At 41.5% G+C, this 16,346-nt stretch carries 13 protein-coding genes; 11 read left to right on the top strand and 2 right to left on the bottom strand.

What is annotated here, in order from left to right; translation table 11 throughout:
• The first annotated feature begins 113 nt into the window (after positions 1-113).
• Genes MMO38_RS13270 through pgi form a run of 4 tightly spaced genes read left to right on the top strand, consistent with a single transcriptional unit; the run spans position 114 to position 5,834 of the window.
• Positions 114-1,988, top strand: a complete 1,875-nt coding sequence (locus MMO38_RS13270; RefSeq protein ID WP_241323839.1) for a nucleoside-diphosphate sugar epimerase/dehydratase — start codon at positions 114-116, stop codon at positions 1,986-1,988.
• A gap of 13 nt (positions 1,989-2,001) precedes the next feature.
• Positions 2,002-2,880 carry a UTP--glucose-1-phosphate uridylyltransferase GalU gene (gene galU, locus MMO38_RS13265; protein WP_241323838.1) on the top strand — a complete coding sequence of 293 codons (879 nt, stop codon included), beginning with the start codon at positions 2,002-2,004 and terminating at the stop codon, positions 2,878-2,880.
• Positions 2,881-2,898: 18 nt separating this feature from the next.
• Entirely contained in the window at positions 2,899-4,158 is a 1,260-nt protein-coding gene (locus MMO38_RS13260; protein ID WP_241323837.1) for a nucleotide sugar dehydrogenase, read from the top strand.
• Positions 4,158-5,834, top strand: coding sequence for a glucose-6-phosphate isomerase (gene pgi / locus MMO38_RS13255; protein WP_241323879.1), 1,677 nt, complete (start codon positions 4,158-4,160; stop codon positions 5,832-5,834). The genes MMO38_RS13260 and pgi overlap by 1 nt, the downstream gene beginning before the upstream one ends.
• A gap of 60 nt (positions 5,835-5,894) precedes the next feature.
• Here the strand turns inward: pgi and MMO38_RS13250 are convergent, their stop codons facing one another.
• Both MMO38_RS13250 and MMO38_RS13245 read right to left on the bottom strand, forming a co-directional pair.
• A complete protein-coding gene (locus MMO38_RS13250; protein WP_241323836.1) occupies positions 5,895-7,265 on the bottom strand; it encodes a phosphomannomutase CpsG in 1,371 nt (456 codons plus the stop codon).
• Between the two features lie 124 nt (positions 7,266-7,389).
• Positions 7,390-8,595 (bottom strand): amino acid aminotransferase, encoded by a 1,206-nt coding sequence (locus MMO38_RS13245; protein ID WP_241323835.1) that lies wholly within the window; start codon positions 8,593-8,595, stop codon positions 7,390-7,392.
• 426 nt (positions 8,596-9,021) lie between these two features.
• On the opposite strand from MMO38_RS13245, the gene MMO38_RS13240 reads away from it, so the two are divergent.
• The 7 genes from MMO38_RS13240 to MMO38_RS13210 all read left to right on the top strand — a co-directional run bounded on the left by MMO38_RS13240 (position 9,022) and on the right by MMO38_RS13210 (position 16,270).
• Complete coding sequence (locus MMO38_RS13240; RefSeq protein WP_241323834.1) at positions 9,022-9,732, top strand: GntR family transcriptional regulator; 711 nt, start codon at positions 9,022-9,024, stop codon at positions 9,730-9,732.
• Positions 9,725-10,606 carry a methylisocitrate lyase gene (gene prpB, locus MMO38_RS13235; RefSeq protein ID WP_004667983.1) on the top strand — a complete coding sequence of 294 codons (882 nt, stop codon included), beginning with the start codon at positions 9,725-9,727 and terminating at the stop codon, positions 10,604-10,606. Before MMO38_RS13240 ends, prpB begins: the two co-directional genes overlap by 8 nt.
• A 180-nt stretch (positions 10,607-10,786) precedes the next feature.
• On the top strand, positions 10,787-11,944 hold the full coding sequence (gene prpC / locus MMO38_RS13230) for a 2-methylcitrate synthase (RefSeq protein WP_241323833.1): 1,158 nt from the start codon (positions 10,787-10,789) through the stop codon (positions 11,942-11,944).
• 1 nt (position 11,945) lies between these two features.
• A complete protein-coding gene (gene acnD, locus MMO38_RS13225; RefSeq protein ID WP_241323832.1) occupies positions 11,946-14,567 on the top strand; it encodes a Fe/S-dependent 2-methylisocitrate dehydratase AcnD in 2,622 nt (873 codons plus the stop codon).
• Between the two features lie 73 nt (positions 14,568-14,640).
• Positions 14,641-14,811 (top strand): acetyltransferase, encoded by a 171-nt coding sequence (locus MMO38_RS13220; protein WP_241323831.1) that lies wholly within the window; start codon positions 14,641-14,643, stop codon positions 14,809-14,811.
• Entirely contained in the window at positions 14,811-15,203 is a 393-nt protein-coding gene (locus MMO38_RS13215; RefSeq protein WP_241323830.1) for a type II toxin-antitoxin system death-on-curing family toxin, read from the top strand. The genes MMO38_RS13220 and MMO38_RS13215 overlap by 1 nt, the downstream gene beginning before the upstream one ends.
• Positions 15,204-15,412: 209 nt before the next feature.
• Complete coding sequence (locus tag MMO38_RS13210; protein ID WP_241323829.1) at positions 15,413-16,270, top strand: hypothetical protein; 858 nt, start codon at positions 15,413-15,415, stop codon at positions 16,268-16,270.
• Positions 16,271-16,346: the final 76 nt, after the last annotated feature.

Raw genomic sequence — 16,346 nt, 5'->3', positions numbered from 1 at the left:
ACGTATATCCTGCTATTTTAAGTATTGCGTATTTGATGTGTAAAAGTTATTTTCAGTTACATTAGAAGTGCGTATAAAGATCAAACTGAATGTGGGATGATTAGAAGATCACTGTGAAAAAGATTATTCATCAATTTGCCTCAGCGCCTAGGCTGTATAAACAATTTTTCCTTGTTATTTTGGATATCTTAGCTTTTCCTGTCATTTTGTGGCTGTGTTATGTCATTCGTTTATTTGATTTGAACGCAGATGTTGTTTCAGGCATTGATCATGGATCTTTGCTCGTTAGTTTGATTGCGATTAGTTGTCTTGCTGTTACAGGTGTCTATCGTTTTATTGTCCGAACCTTTAATGAAGTTTTTATCGTCAAACTCGCATTGGCTGTTTTTTTGACTATGTTGGGCTTATATGCATTGACATATATCACCAAAGCACATATTCCGATGTCTATTCCGTTTATGTTTGGTTTTATGATGTTTACGTGGGTTTGGACGAGTCGAGCGTTTATTCGTTTCGTGGTCAAAGTTTCATTTTATTCAGAGTTGGGACGCAAACGGATCGCGATTTATGGTGCAGGTGATGCAGGACAGCAAATTGCAGCGGCATTACATCGTTCAGATGACCATCTTCCGATCTTTTTTATTGATGATTATGCTTCGTTACAAGGCCAAATCGTTGGCGGTTTAAATGTTTATTCTGTTGAAAAAGCCTTACAGCGTTTTGAAAAAGAACATATTGATGAAATTTTACTTGCACTACCTTCTGTTGGGCGAGTACGAAAAACTGAAATTATTCAACAGTTTGAATCTTCTGGTTTAAAGATTACTGAATTACCAGGCTTGACTCAGTTAGTCGATGGAGAAATCCGAGTTTCTGATATTCAAGAAGTCGATATTATTGATTTACTCGGGCGTGATCCTATTCCGCCTATTGCCCATCTTTTGGTTAAAAATATTCAAAATAAAGTGGTGATGGTCACGGGTGCAGGTGGTTCGATTGGTTCGGAGTTATGCCGTCAAATTATTAAGAATCAACCGAAATTATTGGTTTTATATGAGTTAACCGAATTTGCTTTATACAGTATTGATAAAGAATTACGTTTAACTGCAAACTGTGAGATTGTATCGATTTTGGGTACAGTACAAGATCAACAAAAATTAGAACGAATTATTGAACAATATCAAGTGCAAACGGTCTATCACGCTGCCGCTTATAAACATGTGCCTTTGGTTGAATGCAATCCAATTGCAGGTTTAAAAAATAATGCGATTGGTACTGCAAATAGTTTAAATGCAGCCGTAGAAAAAGGCGTTGAAACATTTGTTTTGATTTCAACTGATAAAGCAGTCCGACCAACCAATGTCATGGGTGCATCTAAGCGTATGGCAGAGTTATACTGTCAAGCAGTTGCTGAAACAAAACCCAACACTCAAATTAGTATTGTCCGTTTTGGTAATGTCCTAGGTTCTTCAGGTTCAGTGGTTCCCTTGTTTAAACAGCAAATCGCAGTCGGTGGTCCGATTACCGTGACTCATCCAGACGTGACGCGTTATTTTATGACTATTCCTGAAGCATCGCAGCTTGTGATTCAAGCGGGAGCCTTAGGGTCAGGTGGAGATGTGTTCTTGTTGGATATGGGTGAACCTGTTCGAATTCAAGATTTGGCACGTCAAATGATCAAATTGAGTGGTCTAAAAGTTCGTGAGACTGGTTCAAGCACAGGGGACATTGAAATTGCTTATAGTGGTTTACGCCCAGGTGAAAAGCTATATGAAGAACTTTTGATTGATCAGGATAATACTGAATATACGCAACATACTCGGATTTTACGGTCATTTGAAAAGCATTATCCTTTACAAGAAGTACAAGCGATCTTTGCTAAAATTAATCAAATGACCGCAGTTGACCATGATGTGGATTGGGCTTTAACGCAGCTTGAACATTATGTTGATGGGTATAAACGTAGCGGTGACGTTCGAGTTAACTAAATTGAGAGAGAATATGATTAAAAAAGCCATTTTACCTGTTGCAGGTTTAGGTACACGGTTTTTACCAGCGAGTAAGTCAATTCCAAAGGAAATGGTCACGGTGGTCGATCGTCCAGCAATTGAATATGTGGTTCGGGAAGCGGTCGAGGCAGGTATTGAACAGATTATTTTAGTCACGCACTCCTCCAAGGCTTCGATTGAGAATTATTTTGATCGTAATTTTGAGCTTGAAACCACGCTAGAACAAAAAAAGAAATTTGATTTACTCAAAGAAATTACTGATATTTTACCTAAGCATGTCAGTGTGGTCAGCGTACGCCAGCCCCAACCTTTAGGATTAGGTCATGCAGTATTGTGTGCCAAAGATATTGTGGGTGATGAAGCTTTTGCTGTGTTATTACCCGATGTTTTAGTTAAAAATAATCAGCATACAGAGAATGATCTGTCTTTGATGATTCAGCGGTTTCAACAATCCCAAGCGTCCCAGATTATGGTTGAGGCTGTACCTGATCATTTGGTTGATCAATATGGTATTGTGGATGTGACGGTTTCACCGAGTGAAGGCGAAAGTATCGTCATGCAAGGGATTGTTGAAAAGCCAGAGGTTGGAACAGCACCTTCAAATTTGTCGGTGGTGGGGCGTTATATTTTGCCAGCGCAAATTATGGCATTGTTAGAAACAACACCACGTGGGGCTGGAAATGAAATTCAATTGACTGATGCGATTGCGGCATTACAGCAGTCACAGATAGTCGAAGCTTATCGTATGAAAGGTCAAACTTTTGACTGCGGAAGCAAGATCGGATATCTCAAAGCGGTATTGCACTACGGTATTGAACATCCAAAGTTGGGTGCTGATTTTAAGGGCTTAATTCAAGAATTAGCCCTATAGTTTTTAGGGCGAATGGTTATGAAAGTTGCAATCTTTGGCAATACCTTATATGCAGGGGTGATGTCCGCTTTATTGTCAGAATCAGGGCACAGTGTGTATTGGTGTTCACATCCCAATGCTGTAACAGATGATCTGCAATATTCATTTCATGATGAAAATGTCAGTCGATTGTTGGAAAAACAACAGAGCAGTGGTTTTCTCAACTATCGTGATTTGGACAGTATCCCCCTAGATATTGATGTCTATTTGTTTAGCTTTAATCAGACCCAAGAAGCACAAGTTTTTCAACTTTTGCAATCGTTAAGACAACGTCCAATCATCCATCCAAAATTGATGATCAATGCTTCAACATTTGGTTTGCATGGCACTGAAAAATTCCAACAGATATTGTCAGATGATGACTGGGTCTATTTACCTGATACCATGCAGGAAGGTAATGCTTTACAGAGCTTAACGCAAGCGAAGCAGTTGATCGTTGGGTGTATGCAAGTTGATGTGCAAGCAAAAGTGAAAGAACTATTACGGCCTTTTTTCCCATTGGCACAGCATTATTTATTTATGCCAGTTTTAGATGCGGAATTTACTAAGCTGAGTATTTCTGGCATGTTGGCGACACGGATTAGTTATATCAATGATCTTGCGGTTGTTGCAGAAAAGTTGGGTATTGATATTGCTTCGGTACGTCAGGGCATGGCTGCGGATAATCGGATTGGTACGGCTTATTTAGCGCCTGGTGCTGGTTTTGGTGGTGAGAACTTTTCACATGATATTTTGACGCTTTCAAATACTGTGGCCAATACAGGGGTCAAAAGCCAATTGCTTGCTCAAGTTTGGGAGATCAACGAGCAGCAGAAAGAAATCTTATTCCGTAAGTTTTGGAATTATTACCACGGTGATTTACAAGGCAAAACAGTTGCCATTTGGGGAGCTTCTTTTAAAGAGAATACCTCGAGTATTCAACAGTCCCCGATTCATCAAATGTTGGCTGCACTCTGGGCGCAGGGGGTAACTGTTCAGTTACATGATCCACAAGCCTTAGAAGAAATTAGTACGATGTATGGTCAGCGTGATGATCTGATCTTATGTGATGATCAATATGCGGCTGTTCAAAATGTTCATGGTTTATGTGTTTTGACGGCATGGAAACAATATTGGAGTCCTGACTTTAAGCGATTGGCACAGTGTATGACACATCCGTTGGTGTTAGATGGGCGTAATATATATGACCCACAGTATGTGAAAGCACAAGGTTTTGCATACATGGGCGTGGGGCGTTAATTATGATGAATCCTATGCATCCATTTCCAGTCAAAGATCAGCGTACTGTATTGGAACACTTATCTAGTTTGAAAGCACAATTTAAAGAAATGCACCTGAATCAATTATTTGCTGCGGATGCATCACGTTTTAACAAGTTTTCAGTGGAATACGATCAAATTGTTTTAGATTTTAGTAAACACCGGATTGATCAGCCTATTCTAGATGGATTAGTGGATTTAGCGCACAGCCAAGATTTAACGCAATGGATCAAAAAACTATTTTCATCAGCGCAGATTAACTTCACAGAGCATCGTGCTGCGATGCATTGGGCCTTAAGGTTACCAAAAACCAGTCCAGATTTTTCTAATATTAATCAGCATGTTCAATCACAACTCGAGCACATGTATGCCTTGGTGGAAAAGATCCATACTGGACAATATCGTGGTGCAACAGGTGAAGTGATTCAGGATGTGGTGAATATTGGGGTGGGTGGATCTGATCTGGGGCCATTGATGGTGACGCATGCACTGTCAGATTTTAAGGTCAAGACAGCAAAACCCTTGGATGTTCATTTTGTTTCAACCATGGATGGTAGTCAGCTTTCGGCATTACTCCATCAGCTACGTCCTGAAACGACTTTATTTATTATTTCGTCAAAATCTTTTGGTACGATTGATACGCTTTCGAATGCCGAAACGGTACGTCAGTGGTTAGAAAAATCCTTGGGTACAGATGCCAAAATTCTGACCAATCATTTTATTGGGGTTTCAACCAAAGCAGAAAAAATGACGGAATGGGGAATCGCTCCTGATAAGCAATTGTTATTGTGGGATTGGGTGGGCGGTCGTTATTCACTGTGGTCATGTATTGGTTTACCGATCGCATTAATGATTGGTGTGGATGGGTTTAAGCAGCTTTTAGCTGGTGCTTATGCGATTGACCAACATTTCCAAACTGCGCCATTTGCTCAAAATATTCCAGTATTAATGGGCTTGTTGGGCGTGTGGAACAATAATTTCCTTGATATTCAGACCCATGCGGTCTTGCCTTATGATGGTCGACTTAAGTATTTTGCCTCCTATCTACAACAATTAGAAATGGAGTCCAATGGTAAGTCAACTCAACGTAATGGCGAAAAGGTGGAGATGGCAACCTGTCCAATTGTATGGGGGGAAGTGGGTCCAAACGCTCAGCATGCATTTTATCAGTTGTTACATCAAGGCACACATTCGGTCAGCTGTGATTTTATTGCCCCTGTTAAACGGTATAATGCCAATCAATTTACCTATGTCGAAAGTGCCGATGCATTGGTTGAACAGCATCATCTCGCATTATCAAATTGTTTAGCCCAATCTCGTTTATTGGCATTTGGTAATCAGGCACTCGCAGCAGATGAACTCAGAGATTTACCCGCATATAAACAATACGAAGGCAATCAGCCAAGTTCGACCATTTTATTAAAAGAGTTGAATCCTTATAGTTTAGGTATGTTGATTGCGCTTTATGAACATAAAGTTTTTGTGCAATCTGTACTATGGAATATCAATCCATTTGATCAATGGGGCGTAGAAAAAGGCAAAGAAATCGCTAATCAGCTTTTGCCAATTTTAAACCGCGAACAAGATGATTTATCAGTGTTTGATGCATCGACACAAGGTCTATTGAGAGTATTATTAGGCAAGACAGAAACTTAAAATACAATGGTGTTATAGAAGGAAATCTTTTGCTCTAAAAAGATTTCCTTCTTTTATTTGCTAAGCTGAAATTAAACGCGTCAACTCATCGACATAAACCTGCATCGGTTGAGGATTTTTGTCGGCACGGCTTTCAATATTTAAGCGCAACAATGGCTCTGTATTTGAGGCGCGTACATTTAAACGCCAAGCACCAAAATCGAGACTTACCCCATCAGTACGGTCGATCTGTGGGTTTTGATCCGCATAATGATCAAAGATCTTTTGTACCGTTGTTTGAGTATCAGCCACTTTAAAGTTGATTTCACCGCTACATGGAAATTTTTCAATCATATTTTCAACGAGAGTCGAAAGTGATTGATCTGTCTCAGAGAGTAGGGCAATGGTGAGTAGCCAAGGGATCATCCCGCTATCGCAATAAGCAAAATCACGGAAATAATGATGTGCACTCATTTCGCCACCGTAAACGGCATTGTGTTCACGCATCACATCTTTAATAAAGGCATGACCAGATTTTGACTGTACCGCAATCCCTTGATATTTATCTACAATATCGAAGGTGTTCCAAACAAGACGTGGATCATGCACGATCTTCTCACCTGATTGTTTGATCAGGAACGCTTGAGCCAATAAGCCAACAATATAATAGCCTTCTATGAACTGACCTTTTTCATCAAATAGGAAGCAACGGTCAAAGTCACCATCCCATGCAATCCCCATATCGGCTTGATGTTTAAGTACTGCATCACGAGTGCTGTCACGATTCTCGATCAGGATCGGATTAGGAATACCATTTGGGAATGTTCCATCCGCTTCGTGATGAATCTTAATAAATTCCACTGGAATATTGAGCTGTTGGAACTTCTGTTCGATCGCATCAATCACATGACCAGCTGCACCGTTACCAGCATTTACCACCAATTTAAGCGGTTTAATTTTTTGTGGGTCAATATAGGTCAGTAGGTGCTCGATGAACTCAGGCAGAATATTATAGTTTTCTGTCGTTCCTTTTTGTGCGACTTCAACGAACTGACCTGATTCAGCCAATGCTTGAATCTCTTTTAAGCCAGTATCCGCACTGATTGGACGGGCATTTTCACGGACCAATTTCATGCCGTTGTAATCCATTGGATTATGGCTGGCAGTGATTTCAATACCGCCCTCAACATCGAGGTGGAATGCGCCGAAATAGACTTCTTCCGTCCCTGTCATTCCTAAATCAAGGACATTCACACCTGCATCATTGAGTCCACGAATGGTGGCTTGTTTTAAGCCTTCACTGCTTAAACGGATATCACAACCGATCACAATGCTGTTCGGTTGATAGATTTGTCCATAAGCGCGACCAATCTTATAGGCAATCTCTTCATTGAGTTCTGTACCGAGTTTGCCACGAATATCATAGGCTTTAAAGCAAGTGAGTTGTGTCATATTTGAAAGCGCTGTTTGTTGTTTATTAATACCTTGCAGTATACAAAGACAGCGGAAAATAAAAAATGGCTGCTTCAGTTGAAACAGCCATTCTTAAGTAAAGAAGTGTAGATGAATTTATAAGTTAAGCAGATTTCGCTAAAACTTCAGCAACCGCTTTCGCAACTTTATAGACATTATTCATGTTTAAACCAGCAACGCAGATACGACCACTACGAACGAGGTAGATTGCGTATTCTTCACGCAAGATATCCACTTGTTCAGCAGTTAAACCTGTGTAACTGAACATGCCTTTTTGATTCACCAAGTAGCTAAAGTCACGTTCTGGCAATGCTTTGGTCAGCTCATCTCTTAAGATGATACGCATTTTAAGGATACGCTCACGCATCTCTTTGACTTCGTCTTGCCATTGTTGGTTCAGTGCAGCGTCATTTAACACTTGATCCACTAACCATGCACCTGTTGTTGGTGGGCTAGAGTAGATACGACGAACCGTTGCTTTCAACTGACCGAATGTGCATTTTGCTGCTTCTGCATCATCACAAACGAAAGTCAAACCACCAACACGCTCGCCGTACAGCGAGAAGATTTTAGAGAATGAGTTGCTGACGATGAAGTTTAAGCCAGATTGATCTAGGGCGCGGATTGCATAGGCATCTTGTTCCATACCATCGCCAAAACCTTGGTAAGCGATGTCGAGGAATGGAATCAAATTACCTTGTTTTAATACCGCAATCACTTGATCCCATTGTGCTGGATTCAAATCCGCACCTGTTGGGTTATGACAGCAAGGATGTAACAACACAATGCTTTGTTCTGGCAATGTTTTTAGCGTAGACAACATGCCATCAAAATCGACACCACGCGTTTCAGCATCGAAGTATGGATAGAAATTGCTTTTGATGCCTGCACCATTGAAGATGGCAACATGGTTATCCCAAGTCGGTTGGCTGACCCAAACTTCTGAATTTGGAAAATACGTTTTTAAAAAGTCTGCACCGACTTTCAATGCACCTGATCCACCCAATGTTTGAATCGTCGCAACACGACCTTGTTGAATTGCTGGGCTATTCGCACCAAACAATAAGGCTTGAATCGCTTCACGGTAAGGTTTGAAACCTTCCATTGGAAGATAAAGCTTGGTTTGCGTATTCTTCGGTGCAATGCGTTTTTGCGCTTCGATAATGGTATCAAGCTGAGGAACGATGCTGTCTTCGTTATAGTACAAACCAATACTGAGGTTCACCTTTTCAGCGCGTGGATCAGCATTGAACTGTTCCATCAATGAAAGAATTGGATCGCCTGCATAAGGTGGGATATGTTGAAACATTAACAATGTCCTTTTATTCAACAAGGGGCATGGAGGTGTTTTTGAATGCCCAATAATGTACCAATAAAGTGCAGATGAAGCACTCTATTATTTGCATTTCTAGTGCAGTATTTACTTACAAAATTAGTCAATGACCAACAGATTATCAGGATTGTTGACAATCAAGCTGTCATACCATCGTCGTAGAATCTCAAGGACAAAGTTCGTTGGGTGTTAAAAAGAAAATCAAGATGCAGTTGCCTCTGTTTTATAAGCTTTTGTTTTATCTGTTTTTAGTCCGAGGTTTGATTTGATTGCTACTTTAGTTCTCGCAACGATATAGCAATAAGGTTGACAGTAGACCTACTATTTATTGTTGACAATCCTATTGCAATTTTTGTCATATCTCGTTATAAAATCATCAAAACGGTAGAGATTGTCGACAATATGCAGGATACCCTTGTTCCACAAGCCATCAGCACCAGTCAGGGAAGAACACTGACGGAACACGTATTTAAGCAAATTCAATCGGCGATTGTTCTGGGGCAGATTCCTGCGGGAAGTAAGATTTCTGAACCTGAACTGGCACGTATTTATGGGATTAGCCGTGGGCCTTTGCGGGAGGCGATTCATCGTCTCGAAGGACAGAAGTTGGTGGAGCGTACTGCGCATATTGGCGCACGTGTCGTTTCTCTCTCGCTGCAACAGTTCCAAGAGCTGTATCAGATTCGTGCTTCTTTAGAAGGGTTGGCTTGCAAACTCGCTGCGCAACATATCGATAAAAAACAAATCTTGGCATTACGCGATGTATTACGGTTGCATGCGGAGGATGAAAATTTTAAAGCAGGTAAAGGCTATTATTTACAAGAAGGGCAGGATGATTTCCATTACTGCATTATCAAAAGTAGTGGCAATAAGACCCTCGAAAAAATGTTGTGTGATGAGCTATATCACCTCATTCGTATGTATCGAATCCAGTTTTCAAATACCACTGATCGACCAAGTAAGGCTTTGGACGAACATATCCGCATTTTAGATGCGATTGCTGAAGGTGACGGTGAACTCGCCGAAATGCTGATGCACCGTCACATCAATGCATCCTACAAAATTGTTGAGCAAACATTGCTGCAAACTCAAGGAGAATATCAACATGGCTAAACAGTCTGCTGGTCAGCTATTCCGCGACGCGGTCGCACAAGAAAAACCATTACAAGTGGTAGGTGCAATTAATGCAAACCATGCTTTATTGGCAAAACGTGCAGGTTATAAAGCCATTTATTTATCAGGTGGCGGTGTCGCGGCAGGTTCGTTGGGCTTACCTGATTTAGGCATTAGCAACCTTGATGACGTATTGACAGATGTGCGTCGTATCACTGATGTTTGTGACTTACCATTATTGGTGGATGTGGATACGGGTTTCGGCGCATCTGCATTTAATATCGCACGTACCACCAAGTCGATGATTAAGTTCGGTGCAGCAGCAATGCATATCGAAGATCAAGTCGGTGCTAAACGTTGTGGTCACCGCCCAAATAAAGCAATCGTGACACAACAAGAAATGGTTGACCGCATTAAAGCAGCGGTTGATGCACGTACTGATGATAGTTTTGTGATCATGGCACGTACGGATGCTTTGGCGGTTGAAGGCTTACAAGCAGCGATTGATCGTGCAGGTGCATATATTGAAGCAGGGGCGGATATGTTATTCCCTGAAGCAATTACTGAATTGGCTATGTATAAGCAGTTTGCTGATTTGACCAAAGTTCCTGTATTGGCGAACATTACTGAATTTGGTTCTACACCATTATTCACCACGGAAGAATTGGCTTCTGCTGATGTTAGTATTGCTTTATATCCACTTTCTGCATTCCGTGCGATGAATAAAGCGGCAGAAAATGTGTATGAGACTTTACGCAAAGAAGGTACACAAAAGAATGTGGTGGACACCATGCAAACTCGTCAAGAATTGTATGAGCGTATTAACTACCATGCGTTTGAACAATATCTAGATGGAACTTTTGAAAAGAAATAAGTAATAAGTAATAAATCTCCCCCCTTGCGGAACCATGTTCCTCATCTTTGAAAAAGAGGGGAATAACATAAATCTTAGATTGTCTAGGATGAATGTGAAGTCCCCCTTTTAAAAGGGAGATTTAGGGGGATTAGGGAATTGGCAAGTTTTAACCCAAAGATATAAAAAAAGGACAATCTTATGAGCAGTAATGAAACGCCAACAGGCTTCAAACCAAAAAAATCAGTTGCACTCAGTGGTCAAGTTGCTGGTAACACGGCATTGTGTACTGTAGGGCGCAGCGGCAATGACTTACACTATCGTGGCTATGACATTCTTGACCTCGCAGTGGGCAGCCAATTTGAAGAAGTGGCACACTTGCTGGTCCATGGCAAACTGCCAAACAAAGCTGAACTGAAAGCCTATAAAGCAAAACTCAAAGCACTGCGTGGCTTACCAGCAGCACTTAAAACGGCACTTGAGCAACTTCCACCTTCGGCACACCCGATGGACGTGATGCGTACTGGCGTTTCAGTTCTGGGCTGTTTAACGCCTGAACATGAAGATCACAACGAAGCGGGCGCAAAAGACATTGCTGATAAATTGATGGCGAGCCTAGGTTCAATGTTGTTGTATTGGTATCACTTTAGCAACAATGGTCGCCGTATCGAAGTTGAAACTGATGATGACTCAATTGCTGCACATTTCCTGCATCTACTTCATGGCGAAAAACCATCTGAAGAATGGATTGAAGCGATGCATACCTCATTGATTCTGTACGCAGAGCATGAGTTCAATGCATCAACATTTACCTCACGTGTGGTGGCAGGTACAGGGTCAGACATGTACTCAGCGATTACAGGCGGTATTGGTGCGCTACGTGGACCAAAACATGGTGGTGCGAACGAAGTTGCGTTCGTGATTCAACAGCGTTATGACAATGCCGACGAAGCAGAAGCAGACATTCGTAGTCGTGTTGAAAAGAAAGAAGTGATCATCGGTTTTGGTCACCCTGTATATACCATTTCTGATCCACGTAACGAAGTGATCAAGAAAGTGGCTTATGATCTTGCTGAAGCGCAAGAAAATAACAAAATGTATTTGATCGCTGAACGTCTAGAAGCGGTGATGAAAGAAGTGAAGAACATGTTCCCGAACCTTGATTGGTTCAGTGCAGTGAGCTATCACTTGATGGGTGTGCCAACCGCTATGTTTACGCCATTGTTCGTGATTGCACGTACCGCAGGTTGGTCAGCGCATGTGATTGAGCAACGTCAAGACGGCAAGATTATCCGTCCAAGCGCGAACTATACAGGTCCTGAAAATCTAGAATTCAAAGCTTTGGCGGAGCGTGGCTAATATGAATAACACACAATATCGTAAACCGCTGCCAAATTATAATGGCGATACCCAGCTCGAATACTATGACGTGCGTCAAGCCATTGAAGATATTCAGCCAGGCGCATATGCAACTTTGCCGTATACCTCGAAAGTATTGGCAGAGCAATTGGTACGTCGTTGCGACCCAACATTGCTCAACGATGCTTTAACTCAGTTAATCGAACGCCGTCAGGACATGGATTTTCCTTGGTATCCTGCACGTGTAGTTTGTCATGACATCTTAGGTCAAACCGCTTTGGTTGATCTCGCAGGTTTGCGTGATGCCATTGCGGAGCAAGGTGGCGATCCAGCGAAAGTCAATCCAGTGGTTCCAACACAATTGATTGTGGATCACTCACTTGCAGTTGAGTTTGGTGGTTTTGATCCTGACGCGTTTGAAAAAAACCGTGCCATTGAAGACCGTCGTAACGAAGACCGTTTCCACTTTATTGAGTGGACGAAGACAGCATTTAAAAATGTCGACGTGATCCCTGCGGGTAACGGCATCATGCACCAAATCAACTTGGAGAAAATGTCTCCAGTGATTCAGGCGCGTGATGGAATCGCATTCCCAGATACCTGTGTGGGTACAGATTCACACACACCACATACCGATGCGCTTGGCGTAATTTCGATTGGTGTCGGCGGTTTAGAAGCTGAAAATGTCATGTTGGGTCGTGCTTCGTGGATGCGTCTGCCTGATATTATTGGGGTTGAGTTTGTCGGTCAACGTCAAGCAGGCATCACTGCAACCGATATCGTATTGGCGCTCACTGAGTTCTTGCGCAAAGAGCGTGTGGTCGGTGCGTACTTAGAGTTCTTCGGCGAAGGCGCAGACACCATGTCGATTGGTGACCGTGCGACCATTTCCAACATGACCCCTGAGTATGGCGCAACTGCGGCGATGTTCTACATCGACCAAAACACCATTGATTATTTAACCTTGACAGGTCGTGAAGCAGACCAAGTCAAACTGGTTGAGCAATACGCCAAAGAAATTGGACTTTGGGCTTCGGATATGACCCAAGCACAATATCCACGTGTACTTCGTTTTGATCTTTCAAGCGTAACGCGCAACATCGCTGGTCCATCAAACCCGCATGCGCGCGTGTCTACGGCTGATTTGAAAGCCAAAGGCATTGCTGGTGTGGTTGAGAACCGTACTGATGGTTTGATGCCTGACGGTGCAATCATCATTGCCGCAATCACTTCGTGTACCAATACTTCAAACCCACGTAATACCGTGGCGGCAGGTCTATTGGCACGTAAAGCCAATGAACTTGGTTTAACACGTAAGCCATGGGTGAAATCATCATTTGCACCGGGTTCAAAAGCTGCTGCGCTATATCTTGAAGAAGCGGGCGTACTGAAAGACCTAGAGAAACTTGGTTTTGGTATCGTGGCTTATGCATGTACCACGTGTAACGGCATGTCAGGTGCATTAGACCCTGTGCTTCAACAAGAAATCATTGATCGTGACTTGTATGCGACTGCGGTACTTTCGGGTAACCGTAACTTTGATGGTCGTATTCACCCATACGCAAAACAAGCATTCTTGGCATCACCTCCATTGGTTGTTGCTTATGCGATTGCAGGAACGATTCGTTTTGACATCGAAAAAGACGCTTTAGGCACAGATAAAGATGGTAATCCAATTTACCTGAAAGATATCTGGCCATCGGATGCTGAAATTGATGCCTTAGTGAAAGAGTCGGTCAAGCCTGAACAGTTCCGTAAAATCTACATTCCAATGTTTGATTTGGGTGTCAATGAAGAAGCAGCAAGCCCATTGTATGATTGGCGTCCAATGAGTACTTATATTCGCCGTCCGCCGTATTGGGAAGGGGCATTGGCTGCGCCACGCACTTTATCCAATATGCGTCCACTTGCGATCTTGGGTGACAACATCACCACCGATCATTTGTCTCCATCAAATGCGATTGTACTCGACAGTGCTTCTGGTGAGTATTTGGCGAAAATGGGCGTGCCTGAGGAAGACTTTAACTCATACGCAACCCATCGTGGCGACCATCTCACCACACAACGTGCGACATTTGCCAACCCGAAATTGTTTAATGAAATGGTGGTTCGTTCAGACGGCACCATTAAGCAAGGTTCAAAAGCGCGTGTCGAGCCTGAAGGCGAAGTGATGCGGATGTGGGAAGCGATTGAAACTTACATGAATCGTAAGCAACCGTTGATCATCGTTGCGGGTGCGGATTATGGTCAAGGTTCAAGCCGTGATTGGGCAGCGAAAGGTGTTCGTCTCGCAGGTGTTGAAGCGATCGTGGCTGAAGGTTTTGAGCGTATTCACCGTACTAACCTAGTCGGTATGGGTGTATTACCGCTTGAGTTTAAAGCGGGCGTCAATCGCAAGACCTTAAAGTTAGATGGTACTGAGCTTTATAGTGTGATTGGTAATATCTCGCCACGTTCTGACTTAACTTTGGTGATTGAACGCTCGACGGCTGATGGTCGTGAAGAAATCGTTGAAGTGCCTGTGACTTGTCGTTTAGATACAGAAGAAGAAGTTTCTGTGTATGAAGCAGGCGGTGTATTACAACGTTTTGCACAAGACTTTTTAGAAGGTCAAGTGGCTTGATCATGCTTTAACATTGTAAAAATGACAGGAAAGCTCTATCTTAGGATAGAGCTTTTTTTATTGGAATTGGTTGATGAATAAAAAAGTAGAAAAATATGGTGTTGCTGCGGTTGAACGCCCAAAAGTACAGGCAACGAAGCAATTAGATTTGTCAGGGGATGCTGGTCGCCAGATCATCAAATCTGAAACGAAACTAGCGTTGCGTACACATAGCAAAACATTTAAACGTCTTGCTGATATGTAATGGATATTATTTGTTTTCCATTTGAGCGTGTGATTGAGATTAATGCCTTTATTTTAGCTACAGAAAAAGGTATGAAAGGTGCAGCGGATGTTGGAAAGCTGCAAGGTGCTTTAGCTCGTGTTGATAATGCGATTGTTTATGAAGGTTTAGACGATGTGTTTGAAATAGCAGCTAAATATGCCTCAAGTATCGCAAATGCTCATGCATTGTCTGATGCGAATAAGCGGACTGGATTAGCTGTTGCCTTGGAATATTTGTCTTTAAATGATTATGAACTGCTACAAGATAACGAGCTGTTAGCTGATGCTGTCAGAGACTTAGTAATTGGCGAGGTCACTGAAAATGATTTTGCAGATATTTTGTATGCCCATTATGTGGCAAATGGCGAATAATTTTTGAAATAATAGAGAAAAATATAAATGCTGTGACGTGCCGTTTAGATACAGAAGAAGTTTCTGTTTATGAAGCGGGTGGTGTATTACAGCGTTTTGCTCAAGACTTTTTAGAAGGTCAAGTGGCTTGATACTTTAGTTAAAAGTAATTGATATTGTTTAAAAAAGACCCTATCTTGATGATGGGGTTTTATTTAAAGATATAGAATATGGCTAAAAAGAAAATTTTAACAATTGGCTTTTCTTTGTATGGAGATGATGCTGAATATTGTGATTTTGATTCAGAAACTTCGTTGTTAGATTGGGATATAATTTTAATCCAGCCTGATATTAGTGATTACTTATTTAGAGGGGGTGATTATTTTCAAGGGAAAAAAAGCCTTTCGGATTACGATTCCTTTACTCTTAAATCTAAAACAGAGCACTGGAAAAGAGAAATAAAAGCAGCAATGGATCATGGAAAGTTAGTTGTTGTTTTCTTAGATAAGTTGCAAGAGGTATTTATAGCAACAGGAGAAAAACAATATTCTGGTACTGGAAAAAATAGGCAAACTACTAGAATAGTAGCTTCATATACTAATTATGATATGTTGCCTATTAAGTTGAAAATTACAAATTCGAAAGGTAGAGAAATAAAATTAGCGCCTAAAAAATCAGAAGTAGTATCTACCTATTGGAGTAGCCTTGGTGACAATTCCTCATATCAAGTATTAGTTGAAGGAGCCGTTGTACCTTGCTTGCAAACTAAACATGGAGATAAAACAGTAGGTTTTATTTTGAATGCAAGTAATTCAAATGGAGCTTTAATAGGTTTGCCTAATATGAATTTTTCAGATGATTCCTTTTTTGATGAAGGGCAAGAAGAATGGAGTGTAATAGGTCAACAGTTTTCTCATAATTTTATTAAACAAATAGTTAGCTTAGAAAAAGCAGTTAAGCAAGAAGGAGATTTAACAGTAGAACCAGATTGGGCGAGGGTTGATCAATTTAAATTAAAGAATGAAGAGATAGAAAATAATAAACTACTTATTTTGGAGGAAAAACTAAGTAACCTGAATCGCGGATAAGAAATTAGCTTGAAAAAAAGGTGGCTGAAAACCATTAGGGAGTTACCACACAACCTATGCCTTCAGCCACCATGTT

This window comes from Acinetobacter sp. NIPH 1852 (genome assembly GCF_022549455.1).
Taxonomy (GTDB): domain Bacteria; phylum Pseudomonadota; class Gammaproteobacteria; order Pseudomonadales; family Moraxellaceae; genus Acinetobacter.
This window is presented reverse-complemented; position numbering and strand designations above follow the sequence as displayed.